The organism is Flavimarina sp. Hel_I_48, assembly GCF_000733945.1.
Classification (GTDB): domain Bacteria; phylum Bacteroidota; class Bacteroidia; order Flavobacteriales; family Flavobacteriaceae; genus Leeuwenhoekiella.
In genome coordinates this window covers 3,561,318-3,584,796 of record NZ_JPOL01000002.1, presented here as the reverse complement: position 1 = coordinate 3,584,796, position 23,479 = coordinate 3,561,318, and the positions used below count along the sequence as shown (strand labels likewise).

The window sequence follows — 23,479 nt, the reverse complement described above, 5'->3', positions numbered from 1 at the left end:
CAACACTTTAACATCAAATAATATAATACTGAACTTAATTGCTCAATCCCTCTAGCATTCGCATCACGGTAAGACCGGCCTCTGGCGGACAAGGATTTTCTGATTTTCCCATAAAGTAGTCTACCGTTGCCTGAATTAGTGGCTGTTGTACATGTTCTTCCTGTTCAAAACTAAAAATTTCCTTTCCTTGTATCCCGTCTAAAGACACCTCTTTACCGTAAAAGGCAAAAGTGATCGTACCTTCACTTCCGTAGATGATACACTGATCTTTTTTATCTTTTTCGGAAGCGTTAAAACACCACATTCCCTGAAATTGCACCCCATTTTCAAAGGAAATTACACCGTTTACAATATCAGGGGCTTTATAATCTGCTGCTTGATTTACGGCAAAACCATGTATTTTTTTGATTGGGCCAAAAAAATCGGCCATTAGATCCAGTTCATGCGGGGCAATATCATAAAAATAGACACCACCAGAAACATCAGGCTCCACCCGCCAGTTGTCATCGGTTTGTGCAATAAGGTCAGACTTTAAGGGCTGTAAAATTTCGATTTTTGCAAAACGAACGGTTCCTATGGCATTGTTTTCAAGCAATTGTTTTACTTTTTCAAATGCTGCCAGTTTCCGCCGGTAATGTGCCACGACCAACTTTACTTTACTTTTATTGAGTGCTGTAAGGATTTCATTCGCTTCGGCTGCTGTGCGGGTCATGGGTTTTTCAAGATAGATATCTTTCCCGGCCTCAATAGCTTTTAAGGTGTATTTTAAATGGCTCGATGGCGGTGTGGCGATATAAACCGCATTGATCTCTTTATTATTTAAAAGATCGTCTGCGTCATCATACCAGATAGGCACCTTATGCCTTTTCGCAAAATCTTCGGCTTTGGCAGCATTTCTGCGCATAACGGCACGCAATTCAGAATTAGAACATTTCTGAAAAGCTGGTCCGCTTTTTACTTCGGCAACATCACCGCAACCTAAAATCCCCCAAATAATTTTATCTTTTTCAGCCATTTTAATATTTTTTCAATCTGACTAAAACTAATGAAAATCGGACATTTTTAGTCAATATCTGGCTAATTTTAGCACAAAATAAGTGGTTTTCTGACCAATTTTCCAAGCTACTTTAAATAAAAATATTTCTTCAAATAGCAAAATAAGCGTTGGTTTTAAACGTAAAGTGCTAAAGATTTGATAACTAAACATAGAAACTCTAAGTAAATCTTTATTTTATATTTTTAAGATTCAATATTTAAGAAACCAACCTATGAGTAAAAAAGATAACGATAAGAAAACAACGAATAACTGGATGAGTGAACAGCTCTCTTCTTCTGCAAAGGAGACTTGTCAAAATGCATTGAAACTGCTTAATAAAGATCAGAAAGATGACATTCACAGCGATATTCACGAGGTAAGACAGCATTTAAAAAAGAACCGCGCTTTGCTACGCCTGGTCAGGGACACTAATGACAATTATGGCCGTGAGAATAAATTTTATCGTGATGAGGCAAGAAAGATTGCACCACTGCGTCATGCCGAGGCAAAAATAGAAGCTTTAGACCTCATACAACAGCAGTATAACGAGCGTATTTACAAAAAAGCCTTTGTAGATATACGTACTCAACTGGAGGAAAACCGGGATCAAGAAGTAGAAAAAGCGCTTACCGAAAAACACATTTTACAGGATATGTACCAGAATCTGGAACCTAAATGTGAGAAAATGGATAGCATTTTTAAAGGTTCTCTGGATTTTAAAACCATAGGCTCTGGAATAAAACGTGTTTACAGGAGAGGAAAAAAAGCGCATACCAAGGCAATGGATTCAAAATCTGCGAGCAATTTGCATGAACTGAAAAAGCGTATAACCTATTTGCAATATCAGCTGGGCGCCATAAATACCATTTGGCCAAAAGTGCTCAATGCATGGCAGGAAGAATTGAATGAGCTCTCAGCATATTTGAGCAGCTACAGGGATTTGACCATGTTGCACGAATACCTGGAGGAAAACAACAAAGAATCTGATACGGAGGACGGTGCTTATCTTTTAGGTACACTTATAGCAGGGCATCGCGACCAACTGCGAAAGCACGCCATACTTTTGGGCAAAAAACTGTATCACTTATCCGCTAAGGATTTTGTGGCATTACTGGAAGTAGCCTGGGAAAGTCATGAAGCGGGAATGAATAAAAAATTGCTTCCTTCAGATAAACTGGAACGCTAAAACAGCGTCTTGATTTTTTAAAATTTAAAACCTGCAATGAAACTGTACATTGCAGGTTTTTTTTTAATCGAATAATGATTTTTGACCTTCCTCATCGTCATCTGTCCTGCGATAGGTCGCATCAGGATCCAGAGGTTTCTTAGGGTTGGGGTCATCGCCAGAGGGCTCTTCCTTCTCTTCATGAGTTTCCGTTTCCGCTTCTGGCTCTTCCTGTGGAAGAGGGTCCAGCAAATTGATTTGTTTCAGCTTTTCTGTGTAAAGCTGGTTGCCCTGCGCCGTGATACCTTTAACCGCGATAAATTCATCCAGTTCATAAATTTCGTTTTCCTTTTGATCTTTGTTGCGTTCTTTATAAAAACCTATTTCAATAACCGGTCTGTAATCTGTGGAAACAATTTCCAGTTGGCTATCTGGATGATCCGTTATAAATTCCTCATCTTTTTCGGGATTTTCTACTAGAAAACGTTTTACGTAATAGCGCTCTTTGTTCCCATCCCAATAAACCGCAGAAATAGGTTTCTCAGGAATCCATTTCTCCAAAATGATCATTTTATCAGGAAAATGCACGGTAATTTCCGGACTTATAGTGCGTACAACACCTTCCTGAGTCAGTATAAGCAACCGATCTTCTCCCTTGAATTCACCTAACAATTCGCCGCGTTCATCCGTATTGATGCGCTGTACGGTTTCATCAAACCAAATCTTTCGAGGTTTTAAAGTTGAAACACCTTTTTCTTTAAGATCAATAGTTCGTACGGCATGTTTAGAGACGAGGTTCCCTTTTGCGGTTCTTGACTTTATAAGGATTTCGGCAAAATCAAGGTCAAATTTGAGCTTTTTAATATTACCGATCGCCCGCAGGTAAACCGTGACCACTTCGGCTTCGCCGTTTGCATTCGCGCTAAAGTAAAATACGGTGGAACCTTTTTTACCCTTGGCAAGATCATATTCCCTATCACGGGTCATACTGGTGACATTAAAACGCTTTACATAAGTACTTCCCTTTGCGCCATCTTTATAAATCATATTGTAAATGGTACGCTTGTCTTTCTTTTTAAAGACCGCCACATGAAGGATATCCTTGCCCACAAAGGTTTTACTATCCACTTTGGTGACCATCATTTTACAATCTTTAGTAAAAACAATGATATCATCAATATCTGCACAGTCTGTGACGTATTCATCTTTTTTAAGGCTGGTGCCCACAAAACCTTCCTTACGGTTTACGTAAAGTTTTGTGTTCCTGATAACTACTTTACTGGCCTCAATATCCTCAAAAATCTTGATTTCGGTATTACGTTCGCGCCCTTTGCCATAGGTTTCTTTAAGTCGCGTAAAATAATCAATGGTATATTGGGTAAGCGTGCTCAGGTGGTTCTTTACGGTAGTAATTTCGCCTTCAAGCGCATCAATTTTCTGCTGCGCTTTATCTATATCGAATTTTGAGATCCGTTTGATTCGTATTTCGGTAAGCCGAACAATATCTTCTTCAATTACCGGCCGTTTCAAATGGTTAATGTATGGTTGAAGCCCTTTATCTATGGCATCGATCACTCCTTCCCAGGTTTCTTCCTCTTCAATATCGCGGTAGATCCTGTTTTCTATAAAAATACGTTCGAGCGAAGCAAAATGCCATTGGGATTCCAGTTCCTGTAGCTGGATTTCAAGTTCCTGCCTAAGCAGTTCCTTAGTCCTTTCCGTAGAAATACGCAGCATCTCGCTTACGCCCACAAAAAGCGGCTTATTATCTTCAATAACGCAGCCCAGCGGTGATATGGAGACCTCACAATTCGTAAATGCGTAAAGCGCGTCAATAGTTTTGTCTGGCGACATGCCCGGCGGAAGGTGAATAACGATCTCTACCTCTGCAGAGGTATTATCCTCTATCTTTTTGATCTTTATTTTCCCCTTGTCATTTGCCTTTAAGATCGAGTCGATCAGCGTGACCGTATTGGTACTAAAGGGAAGTTGGGTAATAACAAGGGTATTTTTATCCTGCTGCTCTATTTTTGCGCGCACACGCACTTTCCCGCCACGTCTTCCATCTTTATAATCGCTAAAATCAGCCTCGCCCGCGGTAGGAAAATCAGGCAAAATAGTAAATTTTTTACCCTTTAAATGCTTTATGGAAGCATCTATCAGTTCAATAAAATTGTGTGGTAGAACCTTTGTACTGAGCCCAACAGCGATTCCCTCCGCGCCTTGAGCGAGCAACAAAGGAAACTTTACCGGAAGGTTGATAGGCTCTTTTTTACGGCCATCATAACTGGACTGCCATTCGGTGATCTTAGGGCTATAAAGTACTTCCCCCGCAAATTTAGAAACACGTGCCTCAATATAACGAGATGCCGCCGCGCTGTCCCCGGTAAGGATGTTCCCCCAGTTTCCCTGGGTGTCAATGAGTAAATCTTTCTGGCCCATTTGTACCATGGCATCGCCAATACTGGCATCACCGTGCGGGTGGTACTGCATGGTGTGACCCACGATATTGGCCACTTTATTGTAACGGCCATCGTCAAGGTCTTTCATGGAATGCATGATACGACGCTGCACAGGCTTAAAACCATCCTCTATTGCTGGAACGGCCCGCTCCAGGATCACATAAGAAGCATAATCAAGAAACCAGTCCTTAAACATGCCCGTAACCCGGGTAATGGTCTCACCAGAATTTTCTTCCTCTTCGTTGTTGCTATTTGGGTCTTCGTAATTTTCGCTCATTGTTGCTTCTTCCGGAAGTTTCTAAAGGTTGTGCTTTATTTTATTGGTCCTGCGCCGCGTGCGCCTGAAGTTCTTGTTTATATATAGCAAAATTTTCATCATCATAACAAACAAAAAACACTTCCTGACCGGGTTTTATGTTCTTTTTTACCGTTTTTATGGCAATTTCAGCCGCTTTTTGCTTCGGAAAATGATAGATACCGGTACTTATATTAGGAAAAGCAATGCTGTTCAGACCGTGTTTTCTTGCCAATTCCAGGCTGTTTATATAACAATTGGCCAGTTTTTCTTCTTCCTTATCTTCTTTGCCCCATTGCGGACCCACCGTATGAATCACCTTTTTTGCCGGTAATTTTCCGGCAGTGGTGATTCGTGCTTCGCCTACCGGGCAGCCTCCTCTAATTTGCATGCATTCTTCAAGAATTTCGCTTCCGCCGGCCGCGTGAATGGCACCGTCAACACCACCCCCGCCACGCAGCGCGCTATTTGCCGCATTTACGATCGCATCAACTTGGATCTTCGTAATATCACCTTGTACCAGTTCAATAATCATGTAATTTCTTTTTAAGCCGAAACGGGATCAAGTTCAACTTTTAAGTTTTCTATTATAAATTTTTGTCGGTCTGGCGTGTTTTTGCCCATATAAAAGGAAAGGATTTCTTCAATAGACATTCCTTTTTCAAGCATGACCGGCGCCAATCGAATATTATCACCTATAAAATGTTTGAATTCATCTGGTGAGATTTCACCTAAACCTTTAAATCGCGTTATTTCTGGTTTCCCGCTCAGTTCTTCCATGGCATCGCGGCGTTCCTGCTCGCTGTAACAATAGATTGTTTTTTTCTTGTTCCGTACCCTAAAAAGTGGGGTTTCCAATATATAAAGGTGGTTTTCTTTGATCAATTCCGGAAAAAACTGAAGGAAAAAAGTAATCAGTAACAACCGGATGTGCATCCCGTCAACGTCTGCATCTGTAGCTATCACAATGTTGTTATACCTTAAATCTTCAATGGATTCTTCAATATTGAGCGCTGCCTGCAATAAGTTGAATTCTTCGTTTTCATAAACAATTTTTTTGCTCATGTTATAGGAATTGAGCGGCTTGCCCCGCAGGCTGAAAACCGCCTGGGTATTAACATCGCGCGACTTGGTAATCGATCCCGAAGCAGAATCCCCTTCCGTTATGAAAAGCGTGCTTTCCAGATTGCGCTCTTTTTTACTGTCCACTAAATGGATACGGCAATCCCGGAGTTTTTTGTTATGCAAACTCGCTTTTTTCGCGCGGTCTTTGGCTAATTTCCGGATGCCACTCAGGTCTTTACGCTCGCGCTCTGCCTGTAATATTTTGCGTTGCAGCTGCTCTGCCGTATCCGGGTTTTTATGCAGGTAATTGTCCAGGTTGCGCTTAAGAAAATCATTGATATAGGTTCGCACCGTAGGCAATTCACCGCCCATATCCGTAGAACCCAGTTTTGTCTTGGTCTGTGATTCAAAAACCGGTTCCATCACCTTAATACTTACTGCGGAAACGATAGATTTTCTTACGTCTGAGGCGTCGTAATTCTTTCCATAAAAATCACGTATGGTCTTTACAATCGATTCCCGGAAAGCCGCCTGGTGCGTACCACCCTGTGTGGTGTTCTGTCCATTAACAAACGAGTGATATTCTTCTGAATATTGTGTTCGGCTATGCGTGATCGCCACTTCAATATCCTCGCCACGTAAGTGGATAATAGGATAAACCATATCACTAACATCAATGCTCTCGCCCAGTAAATCTTTTAGTCCGTTTTCTGAATAAAATTTCTCCCCGTTGAAAACAATGGTAAGACCTGGATTTAAATACACATAATTTTTGAGCATTTTCTCAACATACTCATTACGGTATTTATATTTTTTAAAGATAATCTCATCGGGAACAAAGGTTACTTTGGTTCCTTTTCTGCGGGAGGTTTCTTCCAGGAATTCTTCCTCTGTAAGGTTTCCCTGTGCAAATTCCGCAGAAGCTGATTTTCCATCACGGGAAGACTCTACCCTAAAATATTCTGATAAGGCATTGACGGCTTTTGTACCCACACCATTGAGACCAACAGATTTTTTAAAAGCCTTGGAATCATATTTACCACCGGTATTCATTTTTGAAACCACGTCAACCACCTTTCCCAGCGGGATACCACGGCCATAATCCCGCACGATCACGCGACTGCCCTGTATGCTCACCTCAATGGTTTTGCCAGCTCCCATGACAAATTCATCAATAGAATTGTCAAGAACTTCTTTTAGCAAGATGTAAATACCATCATCACCGCTAGAACCATCGCCCAACTTTCCTATATACATACCCGGGCGCATACGTATATGTTCTTTCCAGTCTAAGGAGCGAATATTATCTTCGGTGTACTTTGTTTCTTCTGCCATCTTTTTGAATGTTCGCTAATTTAACCATTTGAAAACTTTTAAGCCATCTGTAGTTGACCAAAGTAATTAACAATTCACACTATTTCGCTGTTAAAACATCGTTGGAAAGCATAAAATAACAGATAATTAATTACTTTTAAACTTTTAAAAAAATAAACTATTATTTTCAACAATAATAATTGCTAAATGTCCTCAAATTCAAAGGTTTCTAAAACCGCTCTAGATTTGCAATTTATAAAAAGTGCATTTGAGAAAGATAATGATCTTTCCTATAAAGTTTTTAATGAAATGCCCATAGGTATCTGTATTACCAATGAACAGGGTTTTTTTACAGATGTCAACCAAGCGTATTGCGATATTTACAAATATAGTTCTGATGAACTTATAGGCAAAGAATTTACCATGGTTGTTCCAAAAGCGGAACGGCCCGTCCTGGAGAAATTACATGAGGACTTTTTAAGTAAAAAGTTTGAACTTAGAGGAAAATGGACGGTTCAGGATAAATATGGCAAAAAATTTGACATAGTTACTAATGCTGCATATATGGATGGAGAGGTTGACAAGAAACCTCGTAAGATGACACTTGTGGTACGGGCGAAAGATATTGATGACACACTCAATAAACTGCGTCTAACCATTGAAATTTTAGAAAGCAAAATTACCGCACAGGATAATGCCAAAGAACTGGCAGAACATGATATGCGCAACAATTTAGGCGCGATAGTAAGTATAGCGAGTATTTTAGAAAATTCTAAACCTACAGAAGATCAACTAAAATGGCTGAAAATGATTAAAAACATTGGCAACGACACTTTAGAATTGCTTGAAGCTTCTAATGGTTATGCCAAGATGGAAGGTGGTAATTATAAGCCCAAGATGCAAAATTTTGATCTGTTTGAGGTGATAAAATTTCAAATGCAGGAAATAATAGAAAATAATGTAGATAAAGAAATTTCGCCTCAATATTTTCTGGATGGAAGAGAACTTGAAAAAGAAGGCCAGCAACTAGAACTCAATGCAGATAGGTTTTACATAAAACGCCTTTTCAAAAACTTGCTGAACAACGCTGCGGAAGCCTCACCAAAAAAGGCGACTGTGAATATTTCTGTCAATACAGATAAGAGTTTGCTTATCGAAGTTACAAATCAAGGACTTATTCCTGATACTATGCGTGATAATTTTTTTGAAAAATATACAACCGCAGGTAAAGATAAAGGTACCGGTCTGGGAACTTATATCGCAAAATTGATCACAGAAACGCATGGTGGCAGCATATCCTTCAAAACCAATGATGAGGTGGGTACTACCATTTATATCAATTTTCCAAAAGATATGATGGTTACTGATTAAGTAAGGATGCCCCGTTTAAATCTGTGGTGAGTACTTCGCTCATATATTCAAAAAAAGGCTGTAATAACCTGTAATGGTCAAGTAGTTGTTCTTTAAAATTTGCTGAAAGCACTTCTTGATCTGAAAAGGAGTGACTCACTACGAAGCTTTTATTTTTAATCAAATCGTTCGCAGGGTTTTCTATATCAAAACCTCGCGGTGCTGTTTTTACCTGATTATTGGTATTTAAACCACTAAAGGCTTTTTTAAACTTCGTAGCATTGAGAATAGTCCGTATAGGCGCTGCATCTACTTCAAATTCTTTACGGATACGTTTTAAATCAGCCGGGTTCGGATTGAAAAAGCCGCCTGCCATTCTTGATTTTCCGCCCGGTTCTATACGCAAGTAATACCCGCCACGCCTGTGTGCACCTTCCCTGCTAAAACTTGCGCTGCGATGCACATTGTACGGCGTCTTATTTTTACTGAACCGAACATCCCGGTGAATCCTAAACACCTTTGTTTTCTCAATATGATCAAATGTGTTCAGCCCGTCCTGAATTTCGCCATAAAATGACTTTAAAAGCGCTTCGTTTTTAAGATACCACGGCTTGTTCTCTGCCATCCATTCGCGTTGATTGTTTTCTTTTAAGGCATTCAGAAATTTAAAAATATCTTCGTTGAGTTGGACAGCCATTTATAAAGTGGTGTTTTGGTTTAAAAATTGGTTGAAATCAGTCTTTTTTTCGGTCTAAAAGAACGTTTTCTATATCTTTTAAGCCAAAACCTTTAGCCTTGAGCAAAATAAGATAGTGAAATAGCAAGTCTGCACTTTCATTTAAGAACAAATCGTCATTATCATCTTTTGCTTCAATTACCGTTTCTACCGCTTCTTCACCTACTTTTTGTGCAATTTTATTGATTCCGCTTCTAAAAAGGCTTGCCACATAACTATTGTCGTTAGCGCTGTTTTTCTTTCGGTCTTCAATAACATGTTCCAGATCACTGAAAAAACCAAAATCCTGTTTGTTTTCCCCTCCCCAGCAGGTAGCTGTACCGGTATGACACGTGGGACCTACGGGATTAACGGTAATGAGCAAGGTGTCATTATCACAATCGTTCTTAATGGTGACCAACTCAAGAAAATTACCGCTCTCCTCCCCTTTTGTCCATAGTCTTTTCTTGCTTCGGCTGTAGAAAGTGACTTTCTTAAGTTCGTTTGTTTTAAGGAAAGCTTCTTCGTTCATGTAGCCCAGCATAAGTACATTTTTTGTTTTGGCATCCTGTATGATTGCCGGTACAAGACCGTCGCTATTGTATTTTATTTGCATTTTAATCGTATTACTTGCGTTAAAATTAGAGGAGTTTTCAAGAGGATTATTTCTTAAATCCGCATGGAGATTTTGGCTTCCTGCAATTGTTTCTTTAAATCTGGTATTTCAATTTCCTTGAAATGGAAAACACTTGCCGCTAGGGCAGCATCGGCTTTGCCTTCTTTAAAAGCGTCAATAAAATGCTGCACGTTTCCGGCCCCGCCGGAAGCAATAATGGGAATGTTAAGATCTTGGGAGAGTTTTGCCAAAGCGATATTGGCAAAACCATTTTTAGTGCCGTCATTATTCATGGAAGTAAACAAAATTTCCCCTGCCCCGCGTTGCTCTACTTCTTTCGCCCAGTCAAAAAGGTCATGTTCGGTGGGCGTTTTTCCACCCATAAGATGCACGATCCACCTTCCATTTATTTGTTTTGCATCTATGGCAACGACCACACACTGCGAACCAAATTTAGCCGCCAGATCATTGATCAATTGTGGATTGCGTACCGCCGCGGAGTTGATTGAGACTTTATCCGCTCCGTTCTGTAAAAGAACATCAACGTCTTCCACACTTGAAATTCCACCGCCCACGGTAAACGGAATGTTGATTTTTTCCGCAACCCTGTTTACGAGTTTGGCCAGGGTTTTGCGTCTCTCTTCCGTGGCAGAAATATCGAGAAATACGAGTTCGTCAGCACCGGTTTCTGCATATTTTGCGGCAAGTTCAACTGGATCGCCCGCATCGCGAAGATCTACAAAATTAATACCTTTTACGGTTCTTCCGTTTTTAATATCGAGACAGGGAATGATGCGTTTTGTGAGCACTGCTTTTCTTATTTTGTTATTTCTTACATCCTAAAACTGAAGGATGAATTTTTCAAGCTGCTTAAGGGTGATTCTGTTCTCATAAATGGCCTTGCCAATTATGGTTCCATGACAGCCTAACTGGGCAAGTTTTGGTAATTCGTCGAATTCAGAAATTCCGCCAGAAGCGATCAATTTTAAGGGATTATCAGCATTTTCTGCTTCTTCAAGTATCTTTTTATAAAGATCAAACGCCGGACCTTCAAGCATACCATCTTTGCTGATATCTGTACAAATCACGTATTTAATGCCTTTTTGCTGGTATTTTTGTATAAAAGGAACCAGTTTTTCATTGGATTCTTCCGTCCATCCACTAACCGCTACCTTTTCATCTGTAGCGTCAGCGCCAAGAATTATCTTTTCATCGCCAAACTTCTGAATCCATCCTTCAAAAACATCTGGATCTTTAACCGCGATACTTCCTCCGGTAATTTGATTCGCGCCACATTCAAAGGCGATGCGCAAATCCTCATCAGTCTTTAATCCACCGCCAAAATCTACTTTTAAGCTCGTTTTGCCTGTTATTTGTTCTAAAATCGTATGATTTACAATATGCTTGCTCTTTGCGCCGTCAAGATCTACAAGGTGTAAGTACGTGATCCCATGAGCCTCGAAGTGCTTTGCTACTTCCAGAGGGTTCTCATTGTATACTTTTTTTGTCGCATAATCACCCTTGGAAAGGCGCACACATTTACCGTCTATAATATCTATTGCGGGTATTATTCGCATATTTTTCTTTTAAATGGAAAGGAAATTCTTTAAAATCTGTTCACCAACTTTTGAACTTTTCTCCGGATGAAACTGCGCGCCGTAAAAATTATCCTTATTTAAAGCAGATGCATACTCGAGACCGTACTCTGTAAAAGCGATCGCTTCTGAACACTTTTTCGCATAAAAACTATGGACAAGATACATATAACTCGCCTCGGGAATATCTTTAAAAAGATCGGTTTTCAAGTCGGTAATCTGGTTCCAACCTATTTGCGGCACTTTTACCGTATTTTCAAACCGAACCACATCCACATCAAAAATACCCAAACCTTTCGTATTTCCTTCCGTAGTGCTGTTACACATCAGCTGCATGCCAAGGCAGATGCCTAAGACAGGTTGGGTAAGCGTGGGTATAACGCTATCCAGACCGGTATCTTTTAATTTGGCCATTGCGCTTTTTGCCTCGCCCACACCAGGAAAAATGACGCGGTCTGCGTTGCGTATTTCTTCTTCATCGTGGCTGAGCACAGCTTCAACGCCCAGGCGTTTAAAAGCAAATTTTAAACTCTGTATATTGCCAGCTCCATAATTGATGATGACAACCCCCCTGCCCCCGAAGGAGGAGCCAAGTTTTTTGTGGATGACTTATCTAATTTTTTATTCTCAATCATTTATTTACTTTTAACTATTCCCCCTTAGGGGGTTAGGGAGATGAATCTACAAAACACCCTTCGTACTGGGAAGCCACATACGCTCAGGATCACGTTTGACTGCCATTTTTATCGCTTTTGCAAAGGCTTTGAAAATAGCTTCAATTTTATGATGCTCATTTGTTCCCTCTGCCTTGATGTTAAGATTTGCCTTTGCACCATCAGTAAAGGATTTAAAGAAATGATAGAACATTTCCGTAGGCATTTCCCCTATTTTTTCCCTCTTGAAACCTGCTTCCCAAACCAGCCAGTTGCGGCCGCCAAAATCAATTGCAGCCTGTGCCAAACAATCATCCATGGGAAGGCAAAAACCATAACGCTCAATGCCCAGCTTGTTGCCCAGCGCTTTGCTGAACAGTTCGCCCAGCGCGATCGCTGTATCTTCAATCGTGTGGTGTTCATCAACTTCCAGGTCACCGTTCACTTTAATCTCTAAGTCCATGGCACCATGGCGTGAAACCTGATCCAGCATATGGTCAAAAAAGGCCAGACCCGTATCAATTTTGCTTTTACCGGTGCCATCAAGGTTGAGTTTGATATAAATATCGGTTTCATTGGTTTTTCTCGAAATTTCTGAAGTACGCGCCTCCAGCTTCAAAAATTCATAGATTTCCTGCCAGTTATTACTTGACAATGCAATAAAATCATCTATTTCCCCACGGTTAATGGTAATTTCCGATTCGCCCAGATGTGTTTTGTCATCAATAAAAATACCTTTTGCACCCAGGTTTTTAGCGAGTTCCATATCGGTGAGTCGGTCGCCAATGACAAACGAATTTTTAAGATCGTAGTCTTCGGTAAAATACTTTTTCAGCAATCCGGTGCCAGGTTTACGCGTATCTGCGTTTTCGTGAGGAAACGTACGATCTATAAAAACATCGTCAAAAACGACCCCTTCATTCTCAAAAGCTTTCATTATAAAATTATGAACAGGCCAAAACGTTTCCTCAGGAAAAGCCTCTGTTCCCAAACCATCCTGGTTTGTGATCATCGCCAGTTCATAACCCAGTTCCTTCGCTATTTTACCCAGATAGGTAAAGACACTGGGATAAAATACCATTTTATCAAAAGCATCAATCTGTTCATCAACAGTTTCTTTAATCATGGTGCCGTCCCGGTCTATAAAAAGTACTTTTTTCTTGTTCATCGCTTTATTCGGAATCTATTATTCAAACCAAAACTGACTTCTCAGCTTATCGTTGTAAAGTTTAGTTCAATTTATTTAAAACTTCAATTAATTTACTGTTTTCTACAGTCGTGCCTACCGTAAAACGCAGTGAATTCTCACACAGGGGCTGTTTGCTGCGGTTGCGTACCACAATTCCTTCAGTCAATAATTGGTCGTAGCGTTTATTGGCATCATCAACTTTGGCAAGGATAAAATTGGCTTCAGAAGGGTAAATTTTGGCCACAAAAGGGACATTTTTGAGCGTTTTAAGCAGTTTTTCGCGTTCTTCAAGAATAGTATTTATTTCTTTTTGAACCACATTTTCATCCATTATACGCTGTAAAGCCTTTTTTTGGGTAAGTTCATTAACGTTGTAGGGTGGTTTTATCTTGTGCAAAACCTCAATGATTTCTTCGGAAGCAAAACAAATACCCAGGCGTATACCCGCCATACCATAGGCTTTTGAGAGTGTCTGGGTGACGATGAGATTAGGATAATCATGCAGGCGCGTTGACCAACTTTCAGCTGAAGAAAAGTCTGCGTAAGCTTCATCAATGACGACCAAACCCTTAAAATTGCTGAGCAGTTTTTCTATCGCTTTATCTTCAAATCTATTTCCCGTAGGGTTGTTTGGCGAACATAGAAAAATAAGTTTTGTATTTGCGTCTACCGCGTTTAAAATCGCGTCTATATCAGGTTCAAAATCTGTATTTAAAAGCACTTCCTTATTGCCAACATCGTTTGTATCTGCGAGTACGCCGTACATGCCATACGTGGGTGGGAGCGTGATCACATTGTCCTGCCGCGGTTCACAAAAAGCCCTGAAGATCAAGTCAAGCACTTCATCACTACCATTGCCAAAAAGAATCTGATCAACGGGAACCCTTTTTAAGGTGGACAGATGGGATTTTAAAGTCGCCTGTCGCGGATCTGGATAGCGGTTCACCCCATTTTCAAAAGGATTTTCATTCGCATCTAGAAAAACCATATCCTCCTTGAAATCCTTGAATTCATCCCGAGCGGAAGAATAAGGTTTCATACGCTCCACATTGGGACGTATAAGGCTTTTGATATTAAAATCTTCTATTTTCATCAGTGTAGTAATAAAATCCGGTTAAGGTTTTAGTGATTCCAGACGGAGCGTTACAGCATTTTTGTGCGCCTGCAACCCTTCGGCCTCGGCCATAAGTTCTATAGCGGGGCCAATGTTTTGAATCCCTTCCTCAGAAACTTTTTGAAAGGTCATTTGCTTCATAAAACTGTCCAGGTTCACACCGCTATACTGCTTTGCATAACCATTTGTAGGAAGGGTATGATTTGTCCCCGAAGCATAATCACCCGCGCTTTCTGGTGTATAATTTCCTATAAAAACCGATCCTGCATTCTGGATTTGATCAACAAAGAAATCAGCATCCTTCATGCACACTATAAAATGTTCTGGTCCATAAGCATCTATTAAATCCAAAGCTTGCCTATTGTCATTGACCAAAATCAATTTACTGTTTGCAATAGCTTTTTTTGCAATTTCCTTGCGCGGCAGTTGGTTGATTTGCGCTTCAATTTCCTCTTCAACCGCCTCTAGCATAGATTTTGATGTGGTAACCAGAATAACCTGGCTATCGACGCCGTGTTCCGCCTGACTCAATAAGTCTGAAGCAACGAACGCGGCATTCGCGCTATCATCAGCAACCACAAGTAATTCCGAAGGGCCGGCGGGCATATCAATCGCCACATTATAGCGTGTCGCCATCTGTTTTGCAACGGTAACATATTGATTGCCCGGTCCAAAAATCTTATAAGTTTTTGGGATACTTGGCGTGCCAAAAGTCATTGCGGCAATCGCCTGAATACCGCCCACTTTAAAAATTTGTGTAACACCACACAAGTAGGCGGTGTATAAAATCGCCGGATTCAAATTGCCCGATTTATCCGGTGGGGAGCAAAGTACGATTTCCCGGCAACCTGCTATTTTTGCCGGTAATGCCAGCATCAATATGGATGAAAACAAAGGCGCAGTACCACCAGGAATATAAAGCCCCACTTTTGCAATGGGACGTTTTTCCTGCCAGCATTGTACTCCCGGCGCGGTTTCTACGGAAACTCGCTCCGTACGTTGTGCCCGGTGAAAGGTTTCGATATTATTCTTGGCAAGCACTATGGCATTTTTGAGTGCGTCGTCAAGTTGGGCAGCGGCAGCATCGAACTCGGCTTCATTTACACCAATTTTTGACAAAGAAACCCCGTCGAATTTTTCGGTATATTTTTTAAGCGCCTCATCACCAGAATTACGCACGTCTTCAAAAACATCACGAACAATAGATTCTATATGTTCATAGGTATGTGCTGGCCGTTTTAAAAGCGCATCCCAGGTATCACGAAGCGGAAACTCAATTCTATTCATTTTTTGCTGTTTTAGCCATTATATTGGCTTAATTCACCATTTTTTCGATGGGACATACTAAAATTCCTTCCGCACCATTTTCTTTGAGTTCGTTGATAACTTCCCAAAAACGATTTTTGCCAACCACAGAATGGATACTGCTCCAGCCTTTTTCTGCGAGGGGCAAGACGGTGGGACTTTTCATACCGGGCAGCAAAGCAATGATATCGGCTACTTTTTCATTCGGTGCGTTGAGCAGCACATATTTGTAATCCCGCCCTTTCAATATGGACTGAATACGGAACAATAATTTATCAAGAATTTCTTTGCGCGCTGTATCAATACCTGGAGAAACGGCAAGAACAGCCTCTGATGTAAGCATGACTTCGACTTCTTTGAGATTGTTCTTGAACAAGGTGCTTCCGCTGGAAACAATGTCACAGATCGCATCAGCAAGACCTATGTTTGGTGCAATTTCCACAGAGCCCGTGATGATGTGCAGCTCTGCATTGACCCCATGCTTCTCAAGGTATTGTTTTACGGTATTGGGATAGGATGTCGCGATGCGCTTTCCTTCAAGATCCTGAACGGTATTGTAATTTTTACCTTTGGGAATTGCTAGGGAAACCTTGCACTTTGAAAAACCGAGCTTCTGTGCGATACTGATATCTTCGCCTTTTTCAACCAATACATTCTCACCTATAATAGCAATATCTACTACTCCATCACGCAAATACTGGGGAATATCGCCGTTGCGCAGGTAAAAGACCTCTAATGGAAAATTTCCGGCGCTGGCTTTTAGTTGATCGCGGCCATTATCAATATGGATACCACAATCTTTTAATATTTGCAGGGAATCTTCATTGAGCCTCCCCGATTTCTGAATAGCAATACGAATCTTTTTACTCATTTTTTAAATACCTTTTAAAATAAAAACCCGTTTGAAAATTTCAAACGGGTTTCAAATATTTTGGTGTGGACCATCACATATTACCTCGTTTGATTACGTGGGCTAAAATGATGACGGTTTATAATGTTTCTTTTCATTCCTTAGCGAAATTACTAAAATATATGATTTTAAGAACTAGGAATCTAGAGTTTTTTCGATGTTTTCTACTAAAAAAAACAGAAATATGTTTCACTACCAAAAACTGAATCCAACATAGTATTCCAATAGAACTCAATTCGCTGATTTTCATTAATTAGAAAACCTTAGTCAAAAATTCTAAGCGCAAACACTTCTATTCCGAAACTGAAATAAAACTTAATAAAAATAATATGAAAAATTCAATATTCTAAGTAAATACTACCAGAGACTTCCTAATTACTTCCCCCAAGGATAAGCGGCATACCATCATCTCCGGCACCAATTACGATAACCTTCGCATTTGGGCTTTCGGAAAGTTTTAAAGTAGCTTCTATACCTTTATCCTTTAATATTTTGTCATTTAAGGATTGACTTAATATCTGGTTCGCATCAGATTTACCCTGGGCTTCAATACGCTGGCGCTGCGCTTCTTTTTGTGCGGAAACCAGTCTAAACTCATATTCCAGGGATTCCTGCTCCTGCTTTAATTTACGTTCAATGGCATTTTTAATAGTAGAAGGCAATGTCACATCCCGTACGAGTATTTCGTCCAGAATTATATATTGATCACTTATGATTTTTTTGGTTTCCTCAAAGATTTCAGCTTGAATGGCGTCACGCTTTGTTGAATATAACTGTTCGGGCGTATAACGGCCCACCACAGATCGCGCTGCAGAACGAATTGTGGGCAATAAAATTCGCTGCACGTAATCTTCTCCTATTTCCTGATGCAGTTTCCCAAGATTTTTGACCTCTGGCATGTACCATGCAGTCGCATCCAGTTTAATATCCAGTCCATTTGAAGAAAGTACGTTCATCTTTTCAGATAAATCACGCCTTCTGGTCTCGTAAATGAAGACCTTGTTCCATGGTGCAACAATATGCAAACCCTCTCCCATGGCAGGTTCATCTGTAACTACTCCTCCACCAAATCTTTTGTAAAGCACTCCGGCCTCACCAGACTCTACGGTAACGGTAGATTTAGCAATAAGTATAATGAGCAGTACAATTCCTATTAATATAGGCACGCCTACTTTTGGTAATCTATCCATTGTATATTTTATTAAATAAGTCCGTTATATTTTCTGATAAACCATTCTATCGCAAGACACGCCACGATAATAAAGAGCAGGAAATGAAAATCAATCAAAGATACGGTTTTTTTGACACTCCTTTGAATGGGAATATAGCTATTATCACTTAAAAGCTTGTCAATTAGCACCTCTAGATTATCAATGGTCTGTACATCGCCCTGAGAGGCCTGCGCAGCACGTTTGAGTTTAGGCCAGGCAGCATTCTGTGCCTGCCTCTCAATATCATAAGGTATGATGGTAAATGCCCCCGTAGCCGAAGTTTCCCCACCTTCTACCTGAACTGTAAAATCATAAGATCCTGCCTCAAGAATATTCAGTTTAACCTCAAAAAAATTACTCCTTGCTACCATAGGAAATTGCTGGCTCTTCTTCGTGGTTTTATTAACAACCTCAATCATCAGGCTAGCCCTATTGTCAAAATTGTAATTGTCATCTACATATTGCGCCCTCACCATTGCGTTTTGTGAACCATAGTAAAAAGACTCATAATCCAATCGTAATTTATCTTTTCTAGATGTAGAAATACAATATTGCAGAAGTTTATCGATAAAATTATCGAATGGTTCAAAAGATTGGTTGGATAGATAAGACTGCGCCCGCCACTTCCAGATACCAGTGGCCAATAGCAGCACTTCGCGCCTACCTTCGGTTTCACTTACAGCTAGAAGCGGTTCCTGCGTTTGCACTCCTGCAATATTCTTGTACAACAGTACCTCTGTTTTTCCATTTAAGGAACTGGGCCCAAAGGCACTTTTCAATGGCGGAAAATCAGAATAACCTATATCTTCCATCAAAAATGCCGTGAAATTGAGATTCAATTCAGGCCGCACTTCATCAACCTGATTTGTGTTTCTCTTTTTCAAAGTAGCCTGAAAAGCATTTAGCGCATTGTAATCTGTTTTAGCCGCAGCAATCGTGAAACGGTTTCTGTTCAACTTTTCAAGACCACTGTATACTTTACTAAAAGCGCGTGTGGGCTCAAAGAGGATAACCAACTCATAATCCTCAAGCGTACTGATTTGAAAATCACTGATATTTATAAGTTCTGCATCCCTTAATTCGTTACTTTCAATAGCCTTTTTTAAAGTACCCAGGTCTGGATGTAAATAAGAATAAACCACAGCAACTTTAGCACGCTGATCAATAACTTCTACGCCAAAACTTTTCTCATTGTTAATGGTATTTTTCTCACCTTCAAAAGGTGTGATGCGCGCAGTATATTGTCTAAAGCCTACGGTATTGGCCGGTAGGTAAAAGTTGGTCACCTTTCCATTTTCTGCGGAATTAAAATCCAATTTTTTCGAAAAAACCTTCTTATTCCCCGAAAAAACGGATAATTCCGTCGATTTTTCGGCTCTGCCGCTATAGGAAGTATGTATTTCTACCGGAAATTTATTATTGAGATATGCGTAGCGGTTTACGTTGATTTGCTCCATTTTTAAATCCTCAAACCGCGACGTGTCCCCCACCGCTAAATAATAGACTGGTTGTTTTGAGGAAGTGATGTTATATTCATAATCTGCCCCTATGGTTGCATTACCGTCTGTAATGAGCACCGGGGCGTATGCATTTTTATATATGGAAGCGAAGGTGAGCAACGGTTTGGACAGATCACTTTGCTGTTCGGTAAACGAAAGGCTGTCAAGGGTTTCCAGATCGGTGCCAAATTGATAATAATCAATATTAAAACGCTCATTTAGGTCTGTATTTGACTGTATTTTACGGAGTGCTTCTTCAACCTCGTCCTTTTCCGCTAAAAAATCTATTGAAGCTGAATTGTCAATAGCAACCGCCAGAACTGGTTTTACGGTTGTGTATTCCACACTTTCAAACTGTGGATCAATAATTAATAGTAGCAGCGCATATAAACTCAAAAAGCGCAACATACTAAAAAGTAGGTTGCGCTTTGTATACGAGTTACTCTTATAAAAGTAAAAAAGTACCGACACAGACAACGCTATTACCCCAGCGAGGATAATAAAAAATAGTGTTTGTGTCGTCATCAGCTATAAAATCAAGTACCTAAGCTATTAAATCCTGGGGGCAGCTTTTACAATTTTTTCATACATTCTGGTCATCGGGATTCAAAGACCGGAAATATTAGGTAAGCATACCACCATCTACCTGAAGAACCTGCCCCGTGATATAGGCGCTCATATCGCTGGCAAGAAATATACAGGCATTTGCGATATCCTCTGGAGTTCCGCCACGTTTTAACGGGATAGCATCGCGCCATCCTGCAATTGTTTTTTCATCAAGCTTTTCGGTCATTTCTGTTTCTATAAATCCTGGGGCAACTACATTGGTACGTATGTTCCTGGAACCAAGTTCGAGTGCCATAGACTTGGAAAAGCCAATGATACCCGCTTTAGAAGCCGCATAATTGGACTGACCTGCATTTCCTTTCACTCCCACAACAGAGCTCATATTGATTATACTGCCCTTGCGCTGTTTTAACATGGTACGTTGTACCGCTTTTGTCATGTTGAAAACAGATTTGAGATTGACTTCAATAACTTTGTCAAAATCATCTTCTCCCATTCTCATGAGAAGATTGTCTTTAGTAATACCAGCATTATTCACCAGTACATCTATTTGTTCAAAATCTTCGAGAACCTGTTTAACCAGTTCCTGACAAGCCTCAAAAGAAGCAGCGTCAGATTGATATGCTTTGGCCTTCACGCCTTTTTCGGTCAACTCTTTTTCCAGTGCTTCTGCGGGACCCGCGGAAGAACTATAGGTAAAAGCAACGTTTGCTCCCTGTGCTGCAAAAGCTGTAGCAATACCGTGGCCTATACCACGACTTGCGCCTGTGATTATTATATTTTTTCCTTCAAGTAATTTCATAATGTTGAAAATTTTATGCTTTGGAATTTTAATTCTCTAAAGGTGTATGAATATTTTTAGGTTATTCTCTTGCTATTTTAGGTTTTAAATAGCGATAATTGCCATTTTAAGGTAATAATTGACCATAAAATGCCAATAATTGGTGAGAAAAATGCACTTTTTAACCTCTAAATGATCGTTCTTAAACTCAAACTATTAATTCAAATGTACTAAAATTCACTAATACCATAGTTTGGCAGTTTGCAAATAAAAAAAGCGGATTGCTGCCAATCCGCTTTTTTAATGAAATTTCAGTCTTATTTACCTAAAACTTCGGCAACTTTTTTGCCTATTTCGGCTGGGGATTCCACCACGTGGATTCCACATTCTTTCAAGATTTTCTTTTTAGCCTGTGCGGTATCATCGCTTCCGCCTACGATAGCTCCAGCATGACCCATTGTTCTACCCGCAGGAGCAGTTTCACCGGCGATAAAGCCAATAACCGGCTTTTTAGTACCACTCTCCTTCACCCAGCGAGCCGCATCAGCTTCCAGCTGACCGCCTATTTCGCCTATCATAACAACCGCTTCCGTCTCAGGATCATTGATCAACAGTTCAACAGCTTCTTTGGTTGTGGTTCCAATGATAGGATCACCACCAATACCGATAGCCGTGGTAATTCCCAGACCTTGCTTAACGACCTGATCTGCCGCTTCATACGTAAGTGTTCCTGATTTTGAAACAATACCTACTTTTCCTTTTTTAAATACAAAACCGGGCATGATACCCACTTTTGCTTCACCGGGAGTGATAACTCCGGGACAGTTGGGACCTATTAAACGACAAGGTTTATCTTTGATGTAACTCGCTACTTTAATCATATCGGCAACCGGTATACCTTCAGTTATTGTGATAATAACTTTGATACCTGCATCTGCAGATTCCATAATTGCATCTGCCGCAAATGCCGGGGGAACAAAAATTATAGATAAATCTGCACCAGTCTCTTCTACCGCCTCGCTTACGGTATTGAAAACAGGTCGATCCAGGTGTGTATTACCACCTTTTCCCGGTGTTACACCACCTACCACATTTGTACCGTACTCAATCATCTGCTCTGCGTGAAAAGTACCTTCACTCCCGGTAAAACCCTGTACTATTATTTTTGAATCTTTATTGACTAAAACGCTCATTGTATATCGTATTTAAAGTGGTTGTAAAAGTAAATGTTTAGAGGCTAAACCTAAAGGAAATTCAGGACTTTATACGGCTGTGCGCATCTATGTTCATAGGGTCGTCGTCACTGGGCTGACTAATCTGATAGCCTTTGTACAACTTCCCATCCTTAAGTTCCCATATGGCCATAAAATGGATAATCGCAACCTCTTCATCTGGATTCTCGATAGTCTTCACATAATAGGTTACCCGTATGCAAACCTGATCCTTGTCTTCAAGAACATGGGTTATGGAGGGACGAAGCGAAATAAACGACCTGCCCATTTCCGTAGACATTTTTGAAATGTCCGAAATTGTTAATTTTGAAAAACCGGTGGAAGCATTCCAGAACAGCTCTGCATCCTTATGTAAGTATTTCTTTAAAACACTTGGATCATTCAGAAAATCTGAAGCGTATAAATCCCGTACTATATTTTTAGCCGAAGTACTCATTGTATGTTTTTTAATTTATCAATATAATCTGGTAACTGACGTACGGCCAAGAGCTCTTTGAATTTCAGTCGCGATTCCATTGCTGGAGAACCAAAATAGCTTTTCCCTGCTTCAAGATCATTGCCTACCCCACTTTGAGCCATCAAAACAGATCCTGCACCCAGGCGAATATCACTCTTAACTCCCGCCTGACCCCAGATGGTAACATCATTTTCTATAATTACACAACCCGCAATGCCTGCCTGGGATGCAATGAGAACGCGCTCTCCGATTAGCACATCGTGGCCTATATGTACCTGATTGTCAAGTTTACTGCCCGCGCCTATGGTCGTATCACCAGACACGCCTTTATCTATGGTACAAAGTGCGCCAATATCTACATTGTCCTTTACAACCACGCGACCGCCAGATCTTAATTTATCAAAACCTTGCGGTCTTTTTTTATAGTAAAAAGCATCTGCGCCCAATACCGAACCTGAATGAATGGTTACGTTATCACCAATGATACTGTTATCGTAAATGGAAACATTAGCATGAATTAGGCAATTGTCGCCAATGATTACATTGTTACCTATAAAACAATTGGGTTGTATAACGGTTTCCTTTCCTATTGTGGCAGAAGCAGCTACTGAAGAAGTTGCTTTTTGAAACGGTCGGAAATATTCGGTAAGAATGTTGAAATCGCGAAAGGGGTCTTCTGAAATAAGCAAGGCCTTTCCTTCTGGACGAGATACCTCCGCATTTATCAATATTATGGTTGCGGCAGAATTTAGCGCTTTTTGATAATATTTGGGATGATCTACAAAAACAATATCCCCAGGTTCTACCACGTGGATTTCATTCATACCCAGCACCGGAAAATCAGGATCACCATCCATTTTTGAAGAAATGATGGTTGCAATCTGTTTTAAAGTATGCTGCTGGTTGAATTTCATATTGAATGAAGCGGCTTTCTACCCTTATTTGGGC

General features: G+C 40.4%; 21 protein-coding genes. 2 read left to right on the top strand and 19 right to left on the bottom strand.

Annotated features, from left to right (window positions below; translation table 11 throughout):
- Positions 1–34 precede the first annotated feature (34 nt).
- The gene (locus P162_RS15525; RefSeq protein WP_031428665.1) at positions 35–1,015 is read right to left on the bottom strand and encodes a Gfo/Idh/MocA family protein; all 981 of its coding nucleotides are present in this window, start codon (positions 1,013–1,015) and stop codon (positions 35–37) included.
- 253 nt (positions 1,016–1,268) lie between these two features.
- On the opposite strand from P162_RS15525, the gene P162_RS15520 reads away from it, so the two are divergent.
- Positions 1,269–2,222, top strand: coding sequence for a CHAD domain-containing protein (locus tag P162_RS15520; protein WP_031428663.1), 954 nt, complete (start codon positions 1,269–1,271; stop codon positions 2,220–2,222).
- A gap of 63 nt (positions 2,223–2,285) precedes the next feature.
- On the opposite strand, the gene P162_RS15515 is transcribed toward P162_RS15520, so the two are convergent.
- Genes P162_RS15515 through P162_RS15505 form a run of 3 tightly spaced genes read right to left on the bottom strand, consistent with a single transcriptional unit; the run spans position 2,286 to position 7,358 of the window.
- Positions 2,286–4,940: a DNA gyrase/topoisomerase IV subunit A gene (locus P162_RS15515; protein ID WP_051907961.1), complete on the bottom strand. Its 2,655-nt coding sequence runs from the start codon at positions 4,938–4,940 to the stop codon at positions 2,286–2,288.
- 40 nt (positions 4,941–4,980) lie between these two features.
- Positions 4,981–5,493, bottom strand: a complete 513-nt coding sequence (locus tag P162_RS15510; protein ID WP_031428660.1) for an O-acetyl-ADP-ribose deacetylase — start codon at positions 5,491–5,493, stop codon at positions 4,981–4,983.
- 11 nt (positions 5,494–5,504) lie between these two features.
- Positions 5,505–7,358, bottom strand: a complete 1,854-nt coding sequence (locus P162_RS15505; protein ID WP_031428658.1) for a DNA topoisomerase IV subunit B — start codon at positions 7,356–7,358, stop codon at positions 5,505–5,507.
- A 186-nt stretch (positions 7,359–7,544) separates the two neighbouring features.
- Here P162_RS15505 and P162_RS15500 point away from each other — a divergent pair, with 186 nt between their 5' ends.
- Entirely contained in the window at positions 7,545–8,708 is a 1,164-nt protein-coding gene (locus tag P162_RS15500; RefSeq protein ID WP_051907959.1) for a PAS domain-containing sensor histidine kinase, read from the top strand.
- Here the strand turns inward: P162_RS15500 and P162_RS15495 are convergent.
- From P162_RS15495 to P162_RS15425, 15 genes are all read right to left on the bottom strand, one after another.
- Positions 8,698–9,384 carry a DUF2461 domain-containing protein gene (locus P162_RS15495; protein WP_031428655.1) on the bottom strand — a complete coding sequence of 229 codons (687 nt, stop codon included), beginning with the start codon at positions 9,382–9,384 and terminating at the stop codon, positions 8,698–8,700. The two genes, P162_RS15500 and P162_RS15495, sit on opposite strands and share 11 nt — an antisense overlap.
- Positions 9,385–9,421: 37 nt before the next feature.
- Positions 9,422–10,105 (bottom strand): bifunctional phosphoribosyl-AMP cyclohydrolase/phosphoribosyl-ATP diphosphatase HisIE, encoded by a 684-nt coding sequence (hisIE, locus tag P162_RS15490; protein ID WP_262493930.1) that lies wholly within the window; start codon positions 10,103–10,105, stop codon positions 9,422–9,424.
- Positions 10,072–10,827 carry an imidazole glycerol phosphate synthase subunit HisF gene (hisF, locus tag P162_RS15485; protein WP_031428651.1) on the bottom strand — a complete coding sequence of 252 codons (756 nt, stop codon included), beginning with the start codon at positions 10,825–10,827 and terminating at the stop codon, positions 10,072–10,074. Before hisF ends, hisIE begins: the two co-directional genes overlap by 34 nt.
- A gap of 30 nt (positions 10,828–10,857) precedes the next feature.
- Positions 10,858–11,595, bottom strand: a complete 738-nt coding sequence (hisA, locus tag P162_RS15480) for a 1-(5-phosphoribosyl)-5-[(5-phosphoribosylamino)methylideneamino]imidazole-4-carboxamide isomerase (RefSeq protein WP_031428650.1) — start codon at positions 11,593–11,595, stop codon at positions 10,858–10,860.
- Between the two features lie 9 nt (positions 11,596–11,604).
- A complete protein-coding gene (gene hisH, locus P162_RS15475) occupies positions 11,605–12,219 on the bottom strand; it encodes an imidazole glycerol phosphate synthase subunit HisH (protein WP_051907957.1) in 615 nt (204 codons plus the stop codon).
- Positions 12,220–12,294: 75 nt separating this feature from the next.
- Entirely contained in the window at positions 12,295–13,434 is a 1,140-nt protein-coding gene (gene hisB, locus P162_RS15470; RefSeq protein ID WP_031428647.1) for a bifunctional histidinol-phosphatase/imidazoleglycerol-phosphate dehydratase HisB, read from the bottom strand.
- A 61-nt stretch (positions 13,435–13,495) separates the two neighbouring features.
- Entirely contained in the window at positions 13,496–14,548 is a 1,053-nt protein-coding gene (gene hisC / locus P162_RS15465; RefSeq protein WP_031428646.1) for a histidinol-phosphate transaminase, read from the bottom strand.
- Positions 14,549–14,569: 21 nt separating this feature from the next.
- A complete protein-coding gene (gene hisD, locus P162_RS15460; protein ID WP_031428645.1) occupies positions 14,570–15,856 on the bottom strand; it encodes a histidinol dehydrogenase in 1,287 nt (428 codons plus the stop codon).
- Positions 15,857–15,884: 28 nt separating this feature from the next.
- Positions 15,885–16,745 (bottom strand): ATP phosphoribosyltransferase, encoded by an 861-nt coding sequence (gene hisG, locus P162_RS15455; RefSeq protein ID WP_031428643.1) that lies wholly within the window; start codon positions 16,743–16,745, stop codon positions 15,885–15,887.
- A 410-nt stretch (positions 16,746–17,155) separates the two neighbouring features.
- Positions 17,156–17,974, bottom strand: coding sequence for a prohibitin family protein (locus P162_RS15450; RefSeq protein WP_031428642.1), 819 nt, complete (start codon positions 17,972–17,974; stop codon positions 17,156–17,158).
- Between the two features lie 11 nt (positions 17,975–17,985).
- Entirely contained in the window at positions 17,986–20,019 is a 2,034-nt protein-coding gene (locus P162_RS15445; RefSeq protein ID WP_031428640.1) for a hypothetical protein, read from the bottom strand.
- Between the two features lie 97 nt (positions 20,020–20,116).
- The gene (fabG, locus tag P162_RS15440; RefSeq protein WP_031428638.1) at positions 20,117–20,863 is read right to left on the bottom strand and encodes a 3-oxoacyl-[acyl-carrier-protein] reductase; all 747 of its coding nucleotides are present in this window, start codon (positions 20,861–20,863) and stop codon (positions 20,117–20,119) included.
- A 296-nt stretch (positions 20,864–21,159) separates the two neighbouring features.
- A complete protein-coding gene (gene sucD / locus P162_RS15435) occupies positions 21,160–22,035 on the bottom strand; it encodes a succinate--CoA ligase subunit alpha (RefSeq protein ID WP_031428636.1) in 876 nt (291 codons plus the stop codon).
- Positions 22,036–22,096: 61 nt separating this feature from the next.
- Positions 22,097–22,510: a nuclear transport factor 2 family protein gene (locus P162_RS15430; protein ID WP_031428635.1), complete on the bottom strand. Its 414-nt coding sequence runs from the start codon at positions 22,508–22,510 to the stop codon at positions 22,097–22,099.
- Positions 22,507–23,445 (bottom strand): UDP-3-O-(3-hydroxymyristoyl)glucosamine N-acyltransferase, encoded by a 939-nt coding sequence (locus P162_RS15425; RefSeq protein WP_031428633.1) that lies wholly within the window; start codon positions 23,443–23,445, stop codon positions 22,507–22,509. Before P162_RS15425 ends, P162_RS15430 begins: the two co-directional genes overlap by 4 nt.
- Positions 23,446–23,479: the final 34 nt, after the last annotated feature.

Bases quoted from the DNA above. Each gene is read 5' to 3' on its own strand.
- fabG (WP_031428638.1), bottom strand. From the start codon at position 20,863: ATGAAATTACTTGAAGGAAAAAATATAATAATCACAGGCGCAAGTCGT.
- P162_RS15430 (WP_031428635.1), bottom strand. From the start codon at position 22,510: ATGAGTACTTCGGCTAAAAATATAGTACGGGATTTATACGCTTCAGAT.
- P162_RS15495 (WP_031428655.1), bottom strand. From the start codon at position 9,384: ATGGCTGTCCAACTCAACGAAGATATTTTTAAATTTCTGAATGCCTTA.
- hisA (WP_031428650.1), bottom strand. From the start codon at position 11,595: ATGCGAATAATACCCGCAATAGATATTATAGACGGTAAATGTGTGCGC.
- P162_RS15510 (WP_031428660.1), bottom strand. From the start codon at position 5,493: ATGATTATTGAACTGGTACAAGGTGATATTACGAAGATCCAAGTTGAT.
- hisB (WP_031428647.1), bottom strand. From the start codon at position 13,434: ATGAACAAGAAAAAAGTACTTTTTATAGACCGGGACGGCACCATGATT.
- P162_RS15500 (WP_051907959.1), top strand. From the start codon at position 7,545: ATGTCCTCAAATTCAAAGGTTTCTAAAACCGCTCTAGATTTGCAATTT.
- P162_RS15515 (WP_051907961.1), bottom strand. From the start codon at position 4,940: ATGAGCGAAAATTACGAAGACCCAAATAGCAACAACGAAGAGGAAGAA.
- P162_RS15525 (WP_031428665.1), bottom strand. From the start codon at position 1,015: ATGGCTGAAAAAGATAAAATTATTTGGGGGATTTTAGGTTGCGGTGAT.
- hisD (WP_031428645.1), bottom strand. From the start codon at position 15,856: ATGAATAGAATTGAGTTTCCGCTTCGTGATACCTGGGATGCGCTTTTA.
- P162_RS15505 (WP_031428658.1), bottom strand. From the start codon at position 7,358: ATGGCAGAAGAAACAAAGTACACCGAAGATAATATTCGCTCCTTAGAC.
- P162_RS15520 (WP_031428663.1), top strand. From the start codon at position 1,269: ATGAGTAAAAAAGATAACGATAAGAAAACAACGAATAACTGGATGAGT.
- hisC (WP_031428646.1), bottom strand. From the start codon at position 14,548: ATGAAAATAGAAGATTTTAATATCAAAAGCCTTATACGTCCCAATGTG.
- sucD (WP_031428636.1), bottom strand. From the start codon at position 22,035: ATGAGCGTTTTAGTCAATAAAGATTCAAAAATAATAGTACAGGGTTTT.
- P162_RS15445 (WP_031428640.1), bottom strand. From the start codon at position 20,019: ATGACGACACAAACACTATTTTTTATTATCCTCGCTGGGGTAATAGCG.
- hisG (WP_031428643.1), bottom strand. From the start codon at position 16,745: ATGAGTAAAAAGATTCGTATTGCTATTCAGAAATCGGGGAGGCTCAAT.
- P162_RS15425 (WP_031428633.1), bottom strand. From the start codon at position 23,445: ATGAAATTCAACCAGCAGCATACTTTAAAACAGATTGCAACCATCATT.
- P162_RS15450 (WP_031428642.1), bottom strand. From the start codon at position 17,974: ATGGATAGATTACCAAAAGTAGGCGTGCCTATATTAATAGGAATTGTA.